Source organism: Aggregatibacter kilianii (assembly GCF_003129965.1).
Lineage (GTDB): Bacteria > Pseudomonadota > Gammaproteobacteria > Enterobacterales > Pasteurellaceae > Aggregatibacter > Aggregatibacter kilianii_A.
This window is the reverse complement of sequence record NZ_NRCJ01000023.1, coordinates 1-20,582: the sequence shown is the minus strand read 5'-3', so window position 1 is coordinate 20,582 and position 20,582 is coordinate 1. Positions and strand designations below refer to the sequence as shown.

At 45.6% G+C, this 20,582-nt stretch carries 15 protein-coding genes, 2 tRNA genes, 1 rRNA gene and 1 pseudogene; 10 read left to right on the top strand and 9 right to left on the bottom strand.

The window, feature by feature from the left end:
* The 5 genes and pseudogenes from DK430_RS12820 to DK430_RS12800 all read right to left on the bottom strand — a co-directional run.
* A pseudogene (locus tag DK430_RS12820) lies at positions 1–239 on the bottom strand (poly-beta-1,6-N-acetyl-D-glucosamine synthase); the annotation flags it as partial.
* 8 nt (positions 240–247) lie between these two features.
* Positions 248–2,086, bottom strand: a complete 1,839-nt coding sequence (gene pgaB / locus DK430_RS12815) for a poly-beta-1,6-N-acetyl-D-glucosamine N-deacetylase PgaB (RefSeq protein WP_109079440.1) — start codon at positions 2,084–2,086, stop codon at positions 248–250.
* Positions 2,087–2,101: 15 nt separating this feature from the next.
* Positions 2,102–4,489 (bottom strand): poly-beta-1,6 N-acetyl-D-glucosamine export porin PgaA, encoded by a 2,388-nt coding sequence (pgaA, locus tag DK430_RS12810; protein WP_429696976.1) that lies wholly within the window; start codon positions 4,487–4,489, stop codon positions 2,102–2,104.
* Positions 4,490–4,794: 305 nt separating this feature from the next.
* On the bottom strand, positions 4,795–5,514 hold the full coding sequence (gene deoD, locus DK430_RS12805) for a purine-nucleoside phosphorylase (protein WP_109079438.1): 720 nt from the start codon (positions 5,512–5,514) through the stop codon (positions 4,795–4,797).
* Between the two features lie 126 nt (positions 5,515–5,640).
* The gene (locus DK430_RS12800; protein ID WP_109079437.1) at positions 5,641–6,891 is read right to left on the bottom strand and encodes a NupC/NupG family nucleoside CNT transporter; all 1,251 of its coding nucleotides are present in this window, start codon (positions 6,889–6,891) and stop codon (positions 5,641–5,643) included.
* Between the two features lie 443 nt (positions 6,892–7,334).
* Here DK430_RS12800 and DK430_RS12795 point away from each other — a divergent pair, with 443 nt between their 5' ends.
* The 5 genes from DK430_RS12795 (at position 7,335) to yczE (ending at position 13,557) form a co-directional block, all read left to right on the top strand.
* Positions 7,335–8,273 (top strand): LacI family DNA-binding transcriptional regulator, encoded by a 939-nt coding sequence (locus DK430_RS12795; protein WP_109079436.1) that lies wholly within the window; start codon positions 7,335–7,337, stop codon positions 8,271–8,273.
* Positions 8,274–8,360: 87 nt separating this feature from the next.
* Entirely contained in the window at positions 8,361–9,443 is a 1,083-nt protein-coding gene (locus DK430_RS12790) for an AAA family ATPase (RefSeq protein ID WP_109079435.1), read from the top strand.
* Positions 9,444–9,602: 159 nt separating this feature from the next.
* A complete protein-coding gene (gene treB, locus DK430_RS12785; RefSeq protein ID WP_109079434.1) occupies positions 9,603–11,021 on the top strand; it encodes a PTS trehalose transporter subunit IIBC in 1,419 nt (472 codons plus the stop codon).
* A 155-nt stretch (positions 11,022–11,176) separates the two neighbouring features.
* Positions 11,177–12,802, top strand: a complete 1,626-nt coding sequence (treC, locus tag DK430_RS12780; protein WP_109079433.1) for an alpha,alpha-phosphotrehalase — start codon at positions 11,177–11,179, stop codon at positions 12,800–12,802.
* Positions 12,803–12,891: 89 nt separating this feature from the next.
* Positions 12,892–13,557, top strand: coding sequence for a membrane protein YczE (gene yczE, locus DK430_RS12775; RefSeq protein ID WP_109079432.1), 666 nt, complete (start codon positions 12,892–12,894; stop codon positions 13,555–13,557).
* Here yczE and DK430_RS12770 read toward each other — a convergent pair.
* Together DK430_RS12770 and aspA are read right to left on the bottom strand one after the other, a co-directional pair.
* The gene (locus DK430_RS12770) at positions 13,504–14,541 is read right to left on the bottom strand and encodes a glycosyltransferase family 9 protein (protein WP_109079431.1); all 1,038 of its coding nucleotides are present in this window, start codon (positions 14,539–14,541) and stop codon (positions 13,504–13,506) included. The genes yczE and DK430_RS12770 overlap by 54 nt on opposite strands.
* 166 nt (positions 14,542–14,707) lie before the next feature.
* Positions 14,708–16,126 carry an aspartate ammonia-lyase gene (gene aspA, locus DK430_RS12765; RefSeq protein ID WP_109079430.1) on the bottom strand — a complete coding sequence of 473 codons (1,419 nt, stop codon included), beginning with the start codon at positions 16,124–16,126 and terminating at the stop codon, positions 14,708–14,710.
* Positions 16,127–16,354: 228 nt separating this feature from the next.
* On the opposite strand from aspA, the gene DK430_RS12760 reads away from it, so the two are divergent.
* The 3 genes from DK430_RS12760 (at position 16,355) to groL (ending at position 19,051) form a co-directional block, all read left to right on the top strand.
* Positions 16,355–16,837, top strand: coding sequence for an FxsA family protein (locus DK430_RS12760; protein ID WP_109079429.1), 483 nt, complete (start codon positions 16,355–16,357; stop codon positions 16,835–16,837).
* 85 nt (positions 16,838–16,922) lie between these two features.
* Positions 16,923–17,216 (top strand): co-chaperone GroES, encoded by a 294-nt coding sequence (locus tag DK430_RS12755; RefSeq protein ID WP_109079428.1) that lies wholly within the window; start codon positions 16,923–16,925, stop codon positions 17,214–17,216.
* A 191-nt stretch (positions 17,217–17,407) separates the two neighbouring features.
* Positions 17,408–19,051 carry a chaperonin GroEL gene (gene groL / locus DK430_RS12750; protein WP_109079427.1) on the top strand — a complete coding sequence of 548 codons (1,644 nt, stop codon included), beginning with the start codon at positions 17,408–17,410 and terminating at the stop codon, positions 19,049–19,051.
* 92 nt (positions 19,052–19,143) lie between these two features.
* On the opposite strand, the gene folD is transcribed toward groL, so the two are convergent.
* Positions 19,144–20,001: a bifunctional methylenetetrahydrofolate dehydrogenase/methenyltetrahydrofolate cyclohydrolase FolD gene (folD, locus tag DK430_RS12745; RefSeq protein ID WP_109079426.1), complete on the bottom strand. Its 858-nt coding sequence runs from the start codon at positions 19,999–20,001 to the stop codon at positions 19,144–19,146.
* A 152-nt stretch (positions 20,002–20,153) separates the two neighbouring features.
* Between folD and DK430_RS12740 the strand changes: the two genes are divergently transcribed.
* Positions 20,154–20,230 (top strand) — tRNA-Pro (locus DK430_RS12740).
* A 35-nt stretch (positions 20,231–20,265) separates the two neighbouring features.
* Positions 20,266–20,342, top strand: a tRNA-Arg gene (locus DK430_RS12735).
* 139 nt (positions 20,343–20,481) lie between these two features.
* Here the strand turns inward: DK430_RS12735 and rrf are convergent.
* A 5S ribosomal RNA gene (gene rrf, locus DK430_RS12730) occupies positions 20,482–20,582 on the bottom strand; the annotation flags it as partial.

The following is a 20,582-nucleotide window of genomic DNA, read 5'->3' as shown; positions in this document are numbered from 1 at the left end:
TTCGGGTATCTCAGCTGCAATAAGTGCGGTATGGATTCGTCGAGATTATCGCCCTCGTTATAACAAGGCACCATGAGACTTATCATGGGCACTTGCTCACCGGGCAAATAACGGGAGATCGGCTCGTTCAGCTTGCCTTCCTTAAACACGAAGTAACATGCGCCCGCCATGAACCAGTAGATCGCCATGCCGGCAGGATAGACGAAGACGAAAATACTTAATATTTCTAATATATTCATACCAACCCCTACGGTTTACCCGCTTGAGTGTTGACGGATATATAACGTCTCATTTTTTGCATATTTGGTTGATCTGCCACGAAATTATCCGGAAAGTAGCCGTAGCTATAAATGCCGTTTCGTTGCAGCAACTCAACCCAGCGAATGAGTTCTTCTTCAGGAATCGGTTGTTTGGTTTTCCAATCTACCGCCTGGAATTCAAATAACACTTTATCTAACGGTGCCTGTGCTTTTACCTTTTGAATCAATGAATCAAACCATTTCTCCGCTTGTTTGGCGGAAATTGTCTGCTCATGCGCCATGTATGGCATCGCCATAATCGCCGTAGTGTCATAGTGTTTGGTGAATGCGGCAAGGTTTTGTGTAAACTCTTCTTCCGCTTTCGGGTTAGTTATCACCGACGCATATAAACTGCGGGTAGTTTTTAAAGAAGGCGTACTACTCAAGAAATAAGGAGCCAATGCATTTTTCAGCTCATCGGTGAACGGAATCAGATCCGGCGCATTCTGTTTTGCGACATGGCTCAAGGCGCCTTCAACATCAGTTAAAAGCGCATCATCATGGAATAAAATGCCGTCAAACTTTGCATAGAATGATAAGTCATTATAAATAGACTTAATGATCTCCGCATTCTTGCGGTTATCCGCCACATAGCCGGCCTCTTTCACATGATTACGCAAGTCAAACGCCAATACAGGCATCCACGCATAGACCTTCACGTTGGCACGGGTTCTGAGCTGCCAGGCAACTTGACTGAAAATATCAGCCCGCACCGGTAAATAACGGTTCGGGAAATACAAGGCATCCGCCACGCCGTCCCCGTCCTGATCAGAAAAGGCCTTGAGATAAACCGTCGTAACACCATAACGGTAAATACGTTCAATTAATTTATCAAAATTTTTTGCCTGCTGTTTTTTATCCGCGTTATAAAGATCGTCAAGATCAATGTGAACTATGCGCGTTATTTTGTTTTCATCATCAACACCATCCAGAAAATTCTTGATGGTGGAAAAACCGGTTTCCGTATCAACTAATAAACGGCCGACGTATTTATCCCCGACTTTATTAATGATTTTTTGCCCTAGGGCAAAGTGATGAGTCATTCCCGATTGCTTCGCCGCATCTATCGCAACATCATTAAATTGCCCGTAAGGCCATACCATAATACGGGGTTTCTTAGCGATTTGACGTTGAATGCTTTTTGATGAGCGGGAAAAGTCCTGAACTAAACGGTTTTTGTACTCCGTTTTGCTCTCGTATCGATTATTTTTATATTCCGGTGCAACGACCGCAGGAAGTTGACTGCCGGCCGGGTTGGCGCGGACACCGTGGTGTAAATTATCCGTATGGGAGGCGATTTCCACCAAACCGCTTTGTACCATTTCGCGCACCTGATCCCAGGTCACAAATACATTACGTGGCAGTTTCGTATTGGCATAAGGAATTAATTGGTTTACCGGCGTATCCAACCAACTGCTCACCGGAGCAAACACCGCGGGATAATTATAGGCTTTTAGAATCGGATAAATCACGTTATACATGGTGGCATAGCCATCATCGAAGGAAAGTACCACCGCCTTTTCCGGCAATGTGCCTTTACCGTTTTCCGCATCAATAATTTGTTGCCAACTCACCACGTTATAACCGTTCTCTTTTAACCAATTAAAATGGCTAATCAACAAATTGGTGGAAATGGTTTGCGGGAAATACTGCTTTTCTTCTTTTGGCGCCGTGTCATCTACCACCGAGTGATATGCCAATACGCCATATCTATCCTGTGCCGATGCACTTGCGACTAAAGCAAATGAAACAACGATAATTTGTAATAGTTTTTGTAAGATTTTCATAATAACGACCAAAGACTAGTAATATAGCGAAAAGGACAAGTTGCCGAAGTTGTTAAATTCGGGATTACCGTCATAAACATTCTTTTTACGACCAACCTCATAGAAAAAGCCGTATTTTTTGCCAATACGCCATTCATGCCCGTAACTCACAGACCAGGTTTTATTGCGTTCCTGCTCCTGTTGTTTATACGCACCAAAACTGCCTTTTAAATGATGAGTGAGAATAAACCCATAGTCGAACGGTTGGTAATAGGTCAGATCGCCGCCGATTTCATAACCTATTGCTTTTGTCGGATTATAATAGTCCGCAGATTCAATGGTTTTGTTGCGGGTATAATCCACACGGAAATTATTGGTCAACGCCCAACGATCATGCTTAAAGGTTTTTGTATTGAGCCATAAATTCGCATCACGTCTTAAGTTGCCATCACTAAAGCGGGAGAAATAAACGCCGCCACCAAGTTGGAAAATATCGGAATAGGTGTACACCACTGACGCACCGCCGCCTTTCGTATAAACATTTTGCGCAACGGCTCTCACCGGGACTTCACTGCCGTTAATATGCCCACGAAGATTAAACGTCCAACGTTGATTCAACTCATAACTTAAATCGGAGGTTGCATAACCGCGCTTATTGAGCTTAATCCCTTTACCGGTTTCAAGACGCATATTGAGCGGATAGAAATTGAGTTCGGCACCCACACCGACAAATTGCGCATTAAGCGAATTACCGCTCACCGGTGTACGGGTTTCCATATAACGGACATACAAATCATGCCCCTCTGCAGTTTTTGGCGTGTAAATCGCATAATTTTGCGTGGATTCATTCGGTTGTTTGGTCGGTGCAGAGGTGCGGTGTTGTAGATTTACACTCCCCACAATGCGTCCTTTATGAGCGAGGTCATAACGTTCCATCATCGGTTTGACGGAATCAAGTTCTTCAGCACTCATTTCCTGAACCAATCGTTTCGCTGTCGGCAAGTCATTTTGTCGCAATGCGGTTTCAATCAAAGAATGACGAACATATTTTTTATCCGCTTCGATAAAGAAAGCCTCTGCTTGATGAGCCCATTCTTTGGCATCGTCAAAATTATAGCGATTCCGTTCCAACTCGGCTTTTTGCAATAACACCCACGCATCACCCGGGGTTTTATCCAGTGCACGATCATCGATCATTTTCTGCGCCTGACCCGCATTACCGCGCCATAACGCCAAGCGCGCCAAGCCGAAATAACGCTCGTCATAATGCGGATTCGGAATACGTGAAGTGTGCGTGTAATCGTTCACATAAGGCACATCTTTCATTTGTTCTAAATATTGTTGTGCCAACTTAAATTCACCCGCATCACTGGCGGCAGAAAACAATTTGAACAACAACGCCTCATTGACCGCCTGTTTTTTCTCAACCGCTTGTTGCGCAAGGGATTGATATATCGCCAAGGCTTTATGCGGTGAAGCTTGTGCAAGCTCATAATCACCCAAGGCTTCCTGTAAATAGGCAGGCGGATTAGGCTGAGCTTTTAAAATATCATAGTCATCACGAATTGCGTCAAATTCACTCAAGCGCGTGCCGAGCACAAAGCGATCCATTAAAGTTTGCTGATAAAGCGGATTTGACGAATCGATTTTATTTAAAAGTGCGGTCAATCCTGCGAATGAATTTTTTAAATGCTTTCTGTCATTTTGAGCATTTTTTGCCGAAGAAACGGCTTTGTCGTGTTCAAACCAAAGGAAATCTTTTTCACTGAACAGATCAGGATATTCACGCTGTAATTTTTCCTGTAGCGGATGAATGTTATATTTTGCAGCTAATCGATAGAGATTACCGGCGAGGTGGGTATTTTTCGGGTTCTTTGCTAACTCCCGTTGCCAACGACCTAATTTTGAGACATCGGGTTCGGTAAAATCCAATAAATAACTTCTTGCGTCAACATAACCGTTATCTTCGCCAAACCGTTTTTTATATTGCGCAAGGGCATCTTTAGCAACTGTATAATTTTTTAATTCTGTTGCCACCAACGCTTTACCTAATAAACCATTAGGGTTTTGCGGATATTTTTTTTCAAGTTGTGCATACAATTCAAAGGAACGTTGAAATTGTTTTTCGTTGCGGGCGGCTCTGCCGAGATTTTCCAATTCACTTTCGGAAAGCTTTGCCGGCGTGCAGTCATCACAGACTTTTAAGGCTTGCGCAGATTGGTTGTTACGCAAATAAAGGGCAATTAAATCATCACGGACTTTCACATCTTTCGTACGTTGAAAGAGTTTTTCTAATTGGGGAATGGCTTGTTTTAATTCGCCGTCGCCTTGTCTGGAAAAGATAATAATTTTCTCGCGTTCAAGATCGATTGGGGTTTGATTGGCGTGTGCAAATGGTATTGTTGAGAGAGAAATCCCGCCCAGAAATACCATCTTAAATAAAGAAGATGGATGCTTCATTTTTTTATATGTTCCATGGTTTATTATTATAAATTGTAGAATTTTTGCTTAAATATTCTACTGATTAGTCAGGAAGACAATAACTTTACAAATTAGTTCAACAATAATTTAGATAAATAATAAAACACTACAAAATATAATGTTTTCATTACGAATACTTAACATTTTAATAAATAAAATGTAGCAAATATAAAAATTTAACAATTTCAATATTTGCTACAAATACCTAAATTTCCGACCGCACTTTTGCGTTCAAATCATCAATAAAATTACGCGGCTTTGTCGTCGATTAACACGGTTTCTAATGCGATTTTGATCATTTCATTAAAGGTTAATTGACGTTCTTCCGCGCTGGTTTGTTCATGAGTGCGGATATGGTCGGATACAGTACAGATCGTTAATGCGCGTGCGCCGTATTCCGCCGCCACACCGTAAATGCCGGCAGCTTCCATTTCTACACCAAGAATGCCGTATTTTTCCATGACATCGAACATTTCCACATCCGGTGTATAGAATAAATCGGCGGAGAATAAATTGCCGACGCGAACTTTCACGCCTAATTCTTTCGCTGCTTGAACAGCGGCTTGGGTTAAACCGAAATCGGCGATTGCCGCGAAATCGTTGTCTTTGAAGCGGATACGGTTCACTTTGGAATCCGTACAGGCGCCCACGCCGATAACCACATCACGCACTTTTACGTCCATGCGTACCGCGCCGCAAGAGCCCACGCGAATCAATTTTTTTACGCCATATTCGGTGATGAGTTCTTTCGCATAAATGGAGCAAGACGGAATGCCCATGCCGTGCGCCATCACGGAAATGCGGCGTCCTTTGTAAGTGCCTGTGTAGCCCAACATATTGCGTACATTGGTGACTTCTTTAACATCCTCTAAAAAGGTTTCGGCAATATATTTTGCGCGAAGCGGATCGCCCGGCATTAATACGGCATCGGCAAATGCACCGGCAGGTGCGTTAATGTGTGGAGTCATAGTGTTTTCCTCTTCATGACATGGTGAACTAAATAGGGAGCAAACGTTTTCGTTGCCTATAAACGACAACACCACGAACTCGGTCGTGGTGTCATCTCAAAAAACGTGGCTAAATCATACCGCACTTTATAGCACAGCACCACTTAAACCGATAAATAAACCTGCAATCGTTGCGCTCATTAAGTTGGATAACGAACCGGCAAGCACCGCTTTTAAGCCTAAACGGGCAACATCGCTACGGCGATTCGGTGCCATACCGCCCAAGCCGCCGATTAAGATGGCGATGGAGCTGAAGTTGGCGAAGCCGCAAAGAGCAAAGGTGATGATGGCTTTGGTTTTATCGGTTAACACCATCGCGGCATCCGGTTGCAAATATTTGGCAAATTCTAAGTAACCGACGAATTCATTCACCGCCAATTTCAACCCGATCATTTGACCGGCAACGGCAGATTCACTCCAAGGAATCCCGATTAAATACGCCAACGGTTTGAAAATCCAGCCTAAAATCACTTGTAACGTCAAATCCGGCTCACCGAAGGTCGCACCGAAGCTGCTTAAAATCCAGTTAATTAAAGCAATCACGGACACGAATGCAATTAACATCGCGCCCACGTTCATCGCCAAATGCATACCGTCGCGCGCGCCGTTTGCCAAGGCTTCAATGGCGTTGGATGGTTTCTCGACATTGGCATCTTCTTTTAAAGCATCATCGGTTTTTTCCGTTTGCGGGAACATGATTTTGGCGAATAACAAACCGCCCGGCGCCGCCATGAAGGATGCAGCGATTAAGTAAGTCAACGGCACTCCCATGCCCGCATAGCCCGCCATTACGGAACCTGCAATGGAGGCAACGCCACCGACCATGACCGCGAATAATTCCGATTGGGTCATGCGACCGATAAACGGTTTCACGATTAACGGCGCTTCGGTTTGTCCCACGAAAATATTCGCGGCGGCAGACATGGATTCTGCTTTCGATGTGCCTAATAATTTTTGTAAGCCACCACCGATCAGTTTAATGATCCATTGCATCACGCCGATGTAATAAAGCAGCGAAATTAACGCAGAGAAGAAGATGATTACCGGCAACACTTTGATGGCAAAAATAAAGCCGAAACTTTGACTTGGGTCGGTTAATCCACCGAACAGGAATCCGATCCCTTCGTTACCGAAGCCGATAATTTTACCGATAAAATCGGAAGCCGATTGTAATGCGCTACGTCCTGCCGGTACATAAAGTACAAAGGCGCCGATAGCGATTTGGATTGCCAGCGCACCGAATACGGTACGCAAATTTATCGCTTTACGGTTGTTAGAGAATAAAACGGCAATCCCTAACAGCACGAAAATACCGATAATGCTGATTAAAATGTCCATAAGAACCTCAAAAGTAAGTGAATTAAAAGTTTGCGTATTCTACTTGTTTTCCGTTAAAAACGTGAATGAATTTTGTCGGTAAGTGAACGCTTCGGATTTGAGTGTCGTTAAAATATCCCGAAGCGGGCAAGCATGTGAAAAGCCTCACATCGAATTGAATAAACGCCGGGTTATTTTACGGAATGAAAGGGGCAAAAACAATTTACACGCGCCCAATAGGTGTGATCTCCGTCACAATTTTTACGTTAAATTTCCTCACCGACGGCATAAAGTGCGGTCACAAAAAATAATGTTTTTTGAACGTTGGCTTTGCCAACGGCCCCAAAGGGGCGAATAAATCACTTCAGTGATTTATGAGTAATTTTTACGGTGTTTTACTCTTGCGATTTTTTGCCGTTATAATAGCCGACACCTTAAATCGCACAATTTTGCGCAGAATTTCAATGAAATACACCATCAAAGACATCGCCGATTTATGCCATGTGGGAAAATCTACGGTTTCCCGCGTGTTAAATAACGATCCGAAAGTCAGCTCGGAAACCCGTCAAAAAGTCCAAAACATGATCGATGCCTTAGGCTTTCAGCCCAATCGTTCAGCCCAAGCCATGCGCGGTGCGTCCGAGCCTGTGGTAGGCGTGATTGTGTCGCGCTTAAACTCCACCAGCGAAACCCAAACGCTGCGCGCCATTTTGTCCGAACTGTATGAGCATCACATTACGCCGCTCATCGTGGAAAGCCTGTTTCAACCGGAACTGGTGGCGCATCATTTACAGTTGTTTAAGCAGCGTCGGGTCAACGGTGTCATTGTGTTCGGCTTTTCCCCTCTGCCCGTGGAAATCCTACGGCAATGGCACGGCAATATGGTGGTGGTAGCGCGCCAATATGCGCAGATTTCCTCCGTTTACTACGACGATACCCACGCTATCGCCGCCTTAATGGAAAAGTTATATCACCAAGGACATCGCCATATCGGCTATTTGGGCATTAATGACGACGATGAAACCACGGGCAAATTGCGTACGCAAAGTTATCTGCATTTTTGTCAAACCCATGGACTGGCGCCGAACATTGCCCTGAGTCCCTTAGGCGTTGAACAAAGTTACCAACACTGCGGCACGCTGTTGCAACAACCCCTTTCCGCCGTCATTTGCGCCACCACCAGTTTAGCGGTGGGCGCCGTGAAATATCTACAGGAACATCACCACATCCTGCCATTGGCGTATATCGGGCGTAATAGTCTGCTGCAACATTTCGTGCCGGAGTTAATCAGCCTGAATTTCGGTTATGAACAGGCGGGGAAATGGGCGGTGGAATTGCTGTTACGGCAAATCAACGGCGATAATGCGGTGCAACAACGTCAAGTGTCGTTTCAACTCTCTTAGTTGCTCTTCCTTAAAAATTATGTAAAATTATGCACACAAATCATAATTATGACAAGCAAACATAATTCCACATAAAAGGAAAGAAAAATGACCGCACTTAAATCTGATCCCCTTTATTTTCCCCGCGCAGAACTAGCGTATTTACTGGTTCGTAATCTTGCAGAAGGCATTAGCTCAGCCTTCACCTTATTCGCCCCACGTCGAATGGGGAAAACCCAGTTTTTGCTTAACGACATCACAAAATCGGCAAAACAGCAGGGTTTCAACGTATTTTATTTTAGTTTTATGAATGAAAACAGAACGGCAATTCAGGCGGAATTTCGCCAAGCCTTAATGAAATTTTTAGCTGAAATTCGCCCCACTTCCACCTTAAAACAGATTAAAAGCGTGGAACTTTTTGGTGTAAGCGTTGAAAAAAATGAAAGCGACATTCAGGACCTCCCCATCAATGTATTAATCGATGAAATTGCAAAAGACGGTAAACCTACACTAATGCTGCTTGATGAAGTGCAAGAATTGGCGCGCATTCCGAAAACCGAAGGTTTAATTCGCTCGTTACGGACCGGCTTAGACACCAACAAAAATTATGTGAAAGTTATTTTTACAGGCTCTTCCACCAACGGCTTGCGTGAAATTTTTGATGACATTAAAGCACCGTTTTTCCACTTTTCACACACTATTCAATTCCCGACGTTGGATCAAAAATTTACCGATTATTTGGCGGATATTTATCAAAACCGCACAGGCAATCAACTGGATAAAGCAGCATTCTTTACCTTGTTTGAGAAGCTTCATTTCACACCGCTCTACTTACGCGCGATTACCCAAGATTTGATTATTGATCCAAGTTTGACGTTAGAAGAAGCTGCAGAATCCCGCTTAAACCAAATTCATGAACAATCGGATTTTACAAAAGTATGGCAAAATCTGACCGCACTTGAGCAGCAAATTTTACTTTTTGTTCACAATGGCGAATCCGGGTTTTACAAGCAAGAAATTCGCCAGCGACTTGCTAATGCTTTAGGGCTTGAAAAAGCCATTTCCACCAGTAGCATACAGACCAACATTAACAAGCTGATGAATAAGGAATTATTGGCAAAACAACCGAATGGAGAACTCATCTTCAATAATGGCTTGTTTGGGCAATGGTTGGGCGAGCATAAAGAGTGAAAGTAAACAACATAAAGCACTTATCTTAGACAAGTGCTTTATATTTTGTGATCTCGCTCACAGTTTAAGCACAATTGGGAACGTTCCCATTTACAATAATTAAGCTGAACCTATAATGAACAACAGTCTATTTTTTAATCCAAACATAGGATATTCATTATGGCAAAGCAAAAAATCGATCCGCAAAATGTGGATAAGCTGATTGTGGCAATCGGCGGTCGGGATAATATCGCAACCGTAACGCACTGCATTACGCGCCTGCGTTTTGTGCTGAATGATGAAAGCAAAGTGGATACGCAAGCCCTTGAGGCATTGCCGATGGTAAAAGCGAATTTCTCCACAGGCGGGCAGTATCAAGTGGTCATCGGGCAGGAAGTGGGCGATTACTACAAAATCCTGCTGAAAAAAACCGGTTTGGCGAGTGTCGATAAAGAACAAGTCAAAGCGGCGGCACGGCAGAATCAGAAATGGTACGAAAGCCTGATTTCCCATTTGGCGGATATTTTTATTCCGTTGCTGCCGGCGTTGATCAGCGGAGGTTTGATTCTCGGCTTCCGTAACGTCATCGGCGACATTGCCATGTTCGACGGCAAAAGCCTCACTCAAATCAGTCCGTTCTGGGCAAGTATGCATTCCTTCTTATGGCTCATCGGCGAGGCGATTTTCTTCTTCCTGCCGGTCGGGATTTGTTGGTCTATCGCGCGCAAAATGGGCACATCGCCGATCCTTGGTATCGTACTCGGCGTGACCTTGGTTTCCCCGCAATTAATGAACTCTTACGCCCTCGGCACGCAAACACCGGAGGCTTGGGATTTCGGCTTATTCGTGATTGAAAAAGTGGGCTACCAAGCGCAAGTGATTCCGGCGATTATGGCAGGTTTGGCGTTGTCTTACATCGAACGTTTTCTCAACAAAATCGTGCCGGATTTCCTCAATTTAATTATCGTGCCTGTCACATCGATCATTCTTGCGGTGATTCTTGCCCATTCCATTATCGGCCCAATCGGACGGGAAATCGGTAACGGCGTAGCGTTCGTGGTGAAACACGCCATGACCGGCAGCTTCGCCCCAATCGGCGCGGCATTGTTCGGCTTCCTTTACGCGCCGTTAGTGGTCACTGGGGTACACCAAACCTCCCTCGCCATCGATATGCAAATGATTCAAAGCATCGGCGGCACACCGGTGTGGCCATTAATTGCCCTTTCCAACATTGCGCAAGCTTCTGCGGTGCTCGCCATCATTTATGTGAATAAAACCGCGCAATCCCGCGAAGTGGCGATTCCTGCCGCGCTTTCCGCCTATTTGGGCGTGACCGAACCGGCAATGTACGGGATCAACCTGAAATACCGCTTCCCGATGTTATGCGCCATGATCGGTTCCGCCTGTGCGGCCTTGGTGTGCGGCTTTGCCGGCGTGTTGGCGAACAGTATCGGCGTGGGCGGCTTGCCGGGCATTTTGTCCATTCAACAACAATTCTGGAGCACTTACGTCGTTGCCATGGCAATTGCCATCGCCGTACCGTTTATTCTCACCACAGCGGTTTACAAACGTAAAGAAAAAGCGGGCACATTGGCTTAATTCAATAAACCCGACGCCCAAAAGTGCGGTCGTTTTTTACGATGAATTTTGACCGCACTTTTCCCTTGCCGGCGCACGCTTCCTAGCGTGTGCCGACTAAATCAATTTTGGCACGCGTTAGGAAACGCGCGCCATCTCCTTCACGAGGTAATATGATGAACAACTCCCAATGGTGGAAAAACGGTGTTATCTACCAAATCTATCCGAAATCCTTTCAAGACACCACGGGCAGCGGCACGGGTGATATTCAGGGCATTATCAAGCGCTTGGATTACCTGCAAACCCTTGGCGTGGACGCGTTGTGGATTACCCCCATGTATGTGTCGCCGCAAATTGATAACGGCTACGACATCGCCAACTACCGCGAAATCGACCCGAGCTACGGCACCATGGTGGATTTTGAGCAGCTGATTGCCGAAGCGCATAAACGCAATATTCGTATCGTGATGGACATGGTGTTCAATCATAGCTCCACCTTCCACCAATGGTTCCAGCAGGGCGAGGATCCGCAAAGCGAATATCACGATTATTACATCTGGCGCGATCAGACGACCAACTGGAAATCCAAGTTCGGCGGTTCGGCGTGGCAGTGGTCGGACAAAGCGCAAAAATATTATTTGCATTTGTTCGCCGTGGAACAGGCGGATTTGAACTGGGAAAATCCAAAAGTGCGGTCGGAATTATTTGCAATTTGCAAGTTCTGGGCGGAGAAAGGCATTGACGGCTTACGCTTGGATGTGGTGAATTTGATTTCCAAACCGGAGCAGTTTGAAAACGATTTCGAGGGCGACGGTCGCCGTTTTTACACGGACGGACCGAAAATTCACGAATACCTGCAAATGCTCAATCAACATGCGCTTACACCGTACGGTTTAATGTCCGTAGGCGAAATGTCTTCCACCAGTCTGGAACATTGCCAACGCTACGCCAACCTTGACGGCAGCGAACTTTCCATGACCTTTAATTTCCACCATTTGAAAGTGGATTACCCGAACGGCGAAAAATGGACCTACGCCAAACCCGATTATGTGGCGTTGAAATCCATCTTCAATTACTGGCAACAAGGCATGCACGGTCGCGCTTGGAACGCGCTGTTCTGGTGCAACCACGACCAACCGCGTATTGTTTCCCGTTTCGGCGACGAAGGCGAATTGCGTGATACGTCGGCGAAAATGCTTGCCATGCTGCTGCACGGCATGCAAGGCACGCCGTATATTTATCAGGGTGAAGAAATCGGCATGACCAATCCGAATTTCCGTTCCATCGAAGAATATCGCGACGTGGAAAGCCTAAACGCTTACAAGGAATTAAAAGACAAACAGCTTCCTGACGCAGAAATTCTGCAAATTCTGGCGCAAAAATCCCGCGATAACGCCCGCACACCGGTGCAATGGGATGCTTCCGCCAACGCCGGTTTTTCCAACGGCACACCATGGATTGACGTGGCAAAAAATTATCGTGAAATCAATGCGGAACAGGCGTTGAAAGATAAAAACTCGGTGTTTTACACTTATCAACGCTTAATTAAACTGCGTAAAGAATTGCCTGTTTTAACGGACGGCGATTATCACGATTTGCTACCGGAGCACCCTTCCGTGTGGGCGTATCGACGTCAAGCCAACGGCAAAACCTTAACGGTCATTGCTAACTTGAGCGATCAAACGCAAACCGTGCCGTTGCAGGTGACGGGCAATGTTCTGATGAATAATTACGCGGACTTTTCGCACGATACACAAAACCTGACCTTATTGCCTTATCAAGCGGTTTATGTGCTGAACTAAGCGTAAACGGAGATTTGTTTAGACAGAACCGGCAAAGATTGGGATAATGCGCTCATCTTTTTGCGAATTATTCACAGGTTACGTTATTAATGAAGAAGCCACACGTTCTGCCGCACACGACTTGGGCTGCCAAATCCCTTTGGTCCTTTGAGCCCAGGTCTTTCGGCGTGTTGCTTCTTTCTTTAATCGTTATCGGTTTCGGTGAAGGGCTGCTGCTACTTTCCGATTTAGGCTCCGCGCCTTGGACGGTGTTGTCTCAAGGCGTTGCTTTACAAGGTCAATTCAGCGTCGGTTGGGCATCCTGTATTATCAGCTTGATCGTGATGTTAGCGTGGTTTCCGCTTAAACTGAAACCGGGGCTCGCCACGGTAATGAACATTTTCGTGATCGCCCTCGTCCTCGGCTTAACCACCTATTTACTGGAAAAACCCACCGCACTTTCTGTGCGATTTGCCTATGCCATCATTGGCATTTTGCTGTTCGGCATCGGCACGGCGTTTTATCTCACCTGCCATCAAGGCCCCGGCCCGCGCGACGGTTTAATGGTGGGCTTGTGTCATCATTTTCACTGGAAAATCGGCATGGTGCGTACCGCTATTGAAGTGTTGGTATGTATCTTCGGTTATTTCCTCGGCGGCGTATTGGGCGTCGGCACGTTGATGTTCGCCTTCGGCATCGGTTGGGTGGTGCAATACACCCTGCTATTTATCAGCCGCGTGCCATACTTTAGTGACAAACCCAATCATCTCGCCTAACTTTTCCTCAATATGAATTTTGCTTAAATCCGTCTGGCTGGCTTTGTCGTTCGGCGGGCAAAATGCCAGATGTTTTTCTTTATCGTTAATCGGCTGCCAACGCAACGGCGTAGCGGAACGGCGGCTCGGATAAAAGCCGATGGTCGGCACATTTAACGCGCCGCTAAGATGGAGCGGCCCCGTCGAACCGGCAATGAATAAATCGGCGCACGCCAAAGATTGGGCAAAATCCACCAAGCCATTATTTTTATCGTAAACCATCACCCGCACATCCTGCACTAAATTGGCCAATTCGTGCGCTTTTTCGCTTTCATTCGGCCCGGCGGTTAAAATCACATAGGCATCAAACTGCGCCAATAAGCCCCGAATTAACTCGGCATATTGCGTCAGTGATAAATTATTGGCGGAACCGCCCGAACCGCTGTGCACGAAAATCCATTTTTTGGTGGAATCAATGTTTAATTGACGGCATAACGATTCACGCTGAAAATCTACCGCACTTTTCGGGAAGCTGAGATACGGCATATGCGGTTCCACAACGGCAATGCCCTGATCGCGCAGAAAAGTGCGGGCTAAATCCAGATTATATTCGAATTCCGGCTTGGCGGATTGGGAGCGACGTTGGGTTAAACGATGATTATAGAAAAACTGCACCCATTTGGTTGCCGGCGCGAGGCGGTACGGAATGCGGCATTTCCACGCCAGTTTGGCGTTATGCGTATTGGAAAAAAAGCTGATCATGGCGTCAAACTGCTGCGCTTTAATTTCGTTTACAACGCGCTGAAATGCCACTTTGTCCTCTTTCGGCGCATCAATAATCACCTCATCCAAATAAGGGCAGGCGCGGGCGATTTCTGCCGTATAAGCGGGCACAAGTGCGGTCAGTTTTAGCGACGGATCGGATGCCTTCAACATGGCAAACGCCGGCCACGCCAGCATAAAATCACCCAGTTTATCGTTACGGATAACTAATACTTTCTTCATTGTTTATTGTTCCTATATCTGGCTCCTTGGCAAAATTTCGCTTATTTTAGCCTGCCCGCCCCCCGTTAAAAAGCGGCAAATAAAAAATCAGCGCCCTAATCCGTTAAGACGCTGATTTTGACTAAATAAACAAGTTAATTCTTCGACGCTTAATTTGTCACTTCGTTCACTTATTTAATTTCGCTTTATAAGTCGGGTTCATCAAGTTTTCCACGGAAAGGATGTCATCCAATTCTTCTTTGGTTAACAAGCCTTTTTCCAAGACCACTTCACGCACGCCTTTGCCGGTTTGGGCACAGATTTTACCCACCAAATCGCCGTTGTGGTGACCGATGAACGGGTTCAAATAAGTGACGATACCGATGGAATTGAACACATAATTTTCGCAAATTTCTTTGTTCACGGTGATGCCGTCGATACATTTATCACGTAAATTCACGCAGGCGTTGGTTAAGATGTCGATAGACTCGAACATGGCTTGACCGATTACCGGTTCCATCACGTTTAATTGCAATTGACCCGCTTCGGCGGCGAAAGTGATGGTGGTGTCGTTTCCAATCACTTTAAAACACACTTGGTTCACGACTTCCGGCACAACCGGGTTGACTTTCGCCGGCATGATGGAAGAGCCTGCTTGCAATTCAGGCAAGTTGATTTCTTTCAAGCCTGCACGCGGGCCGGAAGACAATAAACGCAAGTCGTTACACACTTTAGACAATTTCACTGCGGTACGTTTTAACGCGCCATGTACCATCACATAAGCGCCGCAGTCGGACGTGGCTTCAATCAAGTTTTCGGCAGCCACACAAGGTAAACCGGTCACTTCGGACAAATGTTTCACGACCAGCGGCACATAACCTTGCGGCGTGTTCAAACCGGTACCGATAGCGGTCGCGCCTAAGTTCACTTCAAGCAGCAATTCTGCCGTACGTTTTAAATTACGCACTTCTTCGTCTAACAACACAGAGAAAGCTTTGAACTCTTGACCGACGGTCATCGGCACGGCGTCTTGCAATTGGGTGCGCCCCATTTTCAATACTTTGGCAAATTCTTTTGCTTTATTTTCAAAACCTTGTTGTAAATAAAGCACTTTGCTAACCAGTTTCATAATGCTGTTATACACGGCAATACGGAAACCGGTCGGATAGGCGTCATTGGTGGATTGGCTGGCATTCACATGATCCATCGGATCCAAATAATTATATTCACCTTTTTTATGTCCTAAAATTTCCAATGCTAAATTCGCAATCACTTCATTCGTGTTCATATTCACGGAAGTGCCCGCACCGCCTTGATAAACATCGGACGGGAATTGATCCAAACATTTGCCGTTCACCAACACTTCATCACAGGCTTTCACAATGGCATCGGCAATTTTTTTAGGAATTGAACCTAATTCGCCGTTCGTGAGCGCGGTCGCTTTTTTTACCATCACCATTCCACGCACGAATTCCGGCACGTCGGAAATGGTGGTATTGGAAATATTGAAATTTTCTATCGCTCTTAATGTATGAATCCCCCAATATGCGTCCGCAGGAACATCGCGTTCGCCCAATAAATCCACTTCTTTTCTGAATTGTGTCATTTTAGCTCTCCTCATTTGCCTTAACACGATCTTGTTTTGTGAATGGCATTATAGAAACTTCGGCTAAAATTAAATTGATCTAAGTCACAGATTTTTATACGCATTTACGATTTATTTTTATTTTTCAGATTAGTTTTTTTAACCTGAAAACAAGATTTAAGCTTGCACATATTGCGCTCCGAAATAAAGCGGGTAATATGCATAGCCAGTTTATTTTAAGGAGCCAATATGCCGTTTATCGCCTTTCTCTTTACCGTTTTTCTGTTTATTTATGCAGAACTCAGCCTGCTGGTTTGGGTGGGAAGCCATCTGGGGATTTTCATGCTGATTTTGCTACTTATCGGTTCTTCCCTGTTAGGCATCGTCATGATTCGGGCGCGCGGTTGGTACACCTTAACCCGCGCAGGGCAGCAGCTAAAACAAGGGGAATTGCCTACGGAAACGCTTTTTAATTCCGTCCGTTGGCTCATTGCCGGCGTGCTGTTTGTGATTCCTGGCTTCGTGAGCGATATTCTCGCCTGCATACTGTTAAGCCCGCTCGGCAAGCAAATGGTGAAAGCTTTCATTGGCAGTAAATTTATGTTCTTCCGTCAAAACATCTTTAAAAACGACCGCACTTTTTATTCATCTAGGGACTATAAACCGGAAGATAGTGAGATTTTTGACGCCGAATTTGAAAAAGAAGTGGATGAGCACAAACGACTAAAATAATTTTGGCTTTCCCTTGAAAGCCACAAAATGACTCCCATATACAAAGAGCTTTTTTATTAAACTTAAGAAATAGAGGAAATTTCAGATGAATATTCGTCCATTACACGACAAAGTCATTTTAAAACGTGAAGAAGTGGAAACTAAATCTGCCGGCGGCATTGTGCTCACCGGTTCCGCCGCCACCAAATCTACCCGCGCCAAAGTGTTGGCTGTCGGTCCTGGTCGTTTATTGGAAAACGGCAGCGTTCACCCAATGCACGTGAAAGTCGGCGACATCGTCATTTTCAGCGACAGCTACGGCGTGAAAACCGAGAAAATTGACGGTGAGGAAGTGCTCATTCTTTCTGAAGGCGATATTTTGGCGATCGTTGAAGGCTAAAATGTCAGGCTCAATAAAACTACCTCACTATTGCCCTAAATGTGGGAAAAAGGCAGAAAATCAGGAAGAGCTACTTGAGTTCTTTGGAAAAAACAGAACTGTCCCAAATAAAGCAAATCCAAGATCAATAACAAATCAAAGTTATTGTATTTCTTGTAGATCAACTTATCGAAAATAAAAGGAAATTAAACATGGCAGCTAAAGACGTAAAATTCGGCAATGATGCACGCGTAAAAATGTTAAACGGTGTGAACATTTTAGCCGACGCAGTAAAAGTGACACTTGGTCCGAAAGGCCGTAACGTGGTGTTAGACAAATCTTTCGGCGCACCGACCATCACGAAAGACGGTGTTTCTGTGGCGCGTGAAATCGAACTGGAAGATAAATTTGAAAACATGGGCGCACAAATGGTGAAAGAAGTGGCGTCCAAAGCGAATGATGCGGCGGGTGACGGTACAACCACCGCTACCGTGTTGGCACAAGCTATCGTAAATGAAGGCTTAAAAGCTGTTGCCGCGGGCATGAATCCGATGGATTTAAAACGCGGTATTGACAAAGCAGTAAGTGCGGTGGTTACCGAGCTTAAATCCCTTTCTAAACCGTGCGAAACCTCCAAAGAAATCGAACAGGTGGGCACGATTTCCGCAAACTCCGACAGCATCGTAGGTCAATTAATCGCGCAAGCCATGGAAAAAGTGGGTAAAGAAGGCGTGATTACCGTGGAAGACGGCACCGGCTTAGAAGACGAGTTAGACGTTGTAGAAGGGATGCAATTCGATCGCGGTTACCTTTCCCCGTATTTCATCAATAAACCGGAAACCGCTACCGTGGAATTAGATAATCCGTTCATTTTGTTGGTGGACAAAAAAATCTCTAACATCCGTGAATTGTTGCCGGTGTTGGAAGGCGTAGCGAAAGCAGGCAAACCGCTATTAATCATCGCGGAAGATGTGGAAGGCGAAGCCTTAGCAACCTTAGTGGTGAACACTATGCGCGGTATCGTGAAAGTTGCTGCAGTGAAAGCACCGGGCTTCGGTGATCGTCGTAAACAAATGCTACAAGATATTGCGATTTTAACCGCCGGTACCGTGATTTCCGAAGAAATCGGTATGGAATTGGAAAAAGCGACATTAGAAGATTTGGGTCAAGCGAAACGTGTTGTCATCAACAAAGATAACACCACGATCATTGACGGTATTGGCGATGAAGCGCAAATTCAAGGTCGTGTAGCACAAATTCGTCAACAAATCGAAGAATCCACTTCCGACTACGACAAAGAAAAATTGCAAGAACGTGTGGCGAAATTAGCCGGCGGCGTTGCAGTAATCAAAGTCGGCGCGGCAACCGAAGTGGAAATGAAAGAGAAAAAAGCCCGCGTTGAAGATGCCTTACACGCAACCCGTGCTGCGGTGGAAGAAGGTATCGTTGCCGGTGGTGGCGTGGCGCTAATTCGTGCCGCAAGCAAAGTGGCAGGGCTACAAGGCGATAACGAAGAGCAAAACGTAGGGATTAAACTTGCGCTTCGTGCAATGGAAGCCCCATTACGTCAAATCGTCGCGAACGCCGGTGAAGAAGCCTCTGTGGTGGCAAGCGCAGTGAAAAACGGCGAAGGCAACTTTGGTTATAACGCAGGTACCGAACAATATGGCGATATGATCGCAATGGGTATCTTGGATCCGACCAAAGTAACCCGCTCCGCATTACAATTCGCGGCGTCTGTTGCCGGCTTGATGATCACTACCGAATGTATGGTCACCGAATTACCGAAAGATGACAAAGCCGACCTAGGTGCTGCCGGCATGGGCGGTATGGGAGGCATGGGCGGAATGATGTAATTTCTCCCCCCATTCCAAAATGCAAAAGCCCTTGAGTCAATCAAGGGCTTTTTTGTAAGAATAAAAAAACGTCGCTGAAAATGACCGCACTTTTATCCTAAATTTTCATGCTTTTCATACGCAGAAAGGGTGTTTTGCATTAGCATCGCTACTGTCATCGGGCCAACGCCACCCGGCACCGGCGTAATATAGGCGGCGCGTTCGGCTGCAACATCGAATTCCACATCACCGACCAGTTTACCGTCAATGCGGTTAATCCCCACATCAACCACAACCGCGCCTTCTTTAATCCATTCGCCTTTAATAAATTTCGGTTTGCCCACAGCGACCACAACAATATCTGCTTGGCGTACATGATGTGCTAAATCTTCGGTAAAACGATGGGTGACGGTAACGGTACAACCGGCAAGCAGTAACTCCAATGCCATCGGACGCCCAACAATATTGGAGGCACCGACAATCACGGCATGCTTTCCGTAAAATGAAATTCCCGTGGTTTCCAATAGCTTCATCACACCATAAGGCGTACAGGCGCGTAAGGTTGGAATACGCTGACACAAGCGTCCGACGTTATAAGGATGAAAGCCGTCCACATCTTTTTCCGGTGAAATTTTTTCAATGACCTTCGTGCTATCAATGTGTTTTGGCAAAGGCAGTTGCACCAAAATACCGTCAACTTCCTTATCCTGATTTAATTGCTCAATAAGTGCTAATAATGCTTGCTCCGATGTATTTTCAGGCAAATCATAGGACTTGGAAACAATCCCCACTTCAGCACAGCTTTTACGCTTACTCCCTACATAAACCTGTGAGGCAGGATCAGCACCGACTAAAATGACGGCAAGACCGGGAGAACGTTTACCTTGTTCAACATAATGTGCGATTTGGCGGGTAATATTCGTTTTAATTTGGCTTGATAATTGAGTACCGGAAATAATTTGAGCGGTCATGACATTCTCCAATAGACAAATAGAAATGCCCGCTATTTTCGCAGAAAACCCCGACTGATGTAAGGCGTTGCAATAAATTTAAACGATTAAGAGCAAAATAGTAAAAACTTATTGACTGAAAATGAAAGAAAACTATAATGCTACACATCTTTCGGCGAGTAGCGCAGCTTGGTAGCGCAACTGGTTTGGGACCAGTGGGTCGTAGGTTCAAATCCTATCTCGCCGACCACCTTTCTCTATTCCTCATTATTCCATTTAAAATATGCGCCCTTAGCTCAGCTGGATAGAGCAACGCCCTTCTAAGGCGTGGGTCAAAGGTTCGAATCCTTTAGGGCGTGCCATTTAAGATAAAGATATTCAACAATAACGCGACTTCTTTCACTTTTTCTTCTTTTGTAGCCTTTTTCCACTAAAAAACCTATGCCTAAAAAACCAAAAACCCCCGACGTGTTTCCACATCAGGGGTTGCTTTTCAATTAGGCTTGGCGGTGACCTACTCTCACATGGGGATACCCCACACTACCATCGGCATTACGGCGTTTCACTTCTGAGTTCGGTATGGAGTCAGGTGGGCCCACCGC

Bases quoted from the DNA above. Each gene is read 5' to 3' on its own strand.
- pgaB (WP_109079440.1), bottom strand. From the start codon at position 2,086: ATGAAAATCTTACAAAAACTATTACAAATTATCGTTGTTTCATTTGCT.
- deoD (WP_109079438.1), bottom strand. From the start codon at position 5,514: ATGACTCCACACATTAACGCACCTGCCGGTGCATTTGCCGATGCCGTA.
- DK430_RS12800 (WP_109079437.1), bottom strand. From the start codon at position 6,891: ATGGACATTTTAATCAGCATTATCGGTATTTTCGTGCTGTTAGGGATT.
- DK430_RS12795 (WP_109079436.1), top strand. From the start codon at position 7,335: ATGAAATACACCATCAAAGACATCGCCGATTTATGCCATGTGGGAAAA.
- DK430_RS12790 (WP_109079435.1), top strand. From the start codon at position 8,361: ATGACCGCACTTAAATCTGATCCCCTTTATTTTCCCCGCGCAGAACTA.
- treB (WP_109079434.1), top strand. From the start codon at position 9,603: ATGGCAAAGCAAAAAATCGATCCGCAAAATGTGGATAAGCTGATTGTG.
- treC (WP_109079433.1), top strand. From the start codon at position 11,177: ATGAACAACTCCCAATGGTGGAAAAACGGTGTTATCTACCAAATCTAT.
- yczE (WP_109079432.1), top strand. From the start codon at position 12,892: ATGAAGAAGCCACACGTTCTGCCGCACACGACTTGGGCTGCCAAATCC.
- DK430_RS12770 (WP_109079431.1), bottom strand. From the start codon at position 14,541: ATGAAGAAAGTATTAGTTATCCGTAACGATAAACTGGGTGATTTTATG.
- aspA (WP_109079430.1), bottom strand. From the start codon at position 16,126: ATGACACAATTCAGAAAAGAAGTGGATTTATTGGGCGAACGCGATGTT.
- DK430_RS12760 (WP_109079429.1), top strand. From the start codon at position 16,355: ATGCCGTTTATCGCCTTTCTCTTTACCGTTTTTCTGTTTATTTATGCA.
- DK430_RS12755 (WP_109079428.1), top strand. From the start codon at position 16,923: ATGAATATTCGTCCATTACACGACAAAGTCATTTTAAAACGTGAAGAA.
- groL (WP_109079427.1), top strand. From the start codon at position 17,408: ATGGCAGCTAAAGACGTAAAATTCGGCAATGATGCACGCGTAAAAATG.
- folD (WP_109079426.1), bottom strand. From the start codon at position 20,001: ATGACCGCTCAAATTATTTCCGGTACTCAATTATCAAGCCAAATTAAA.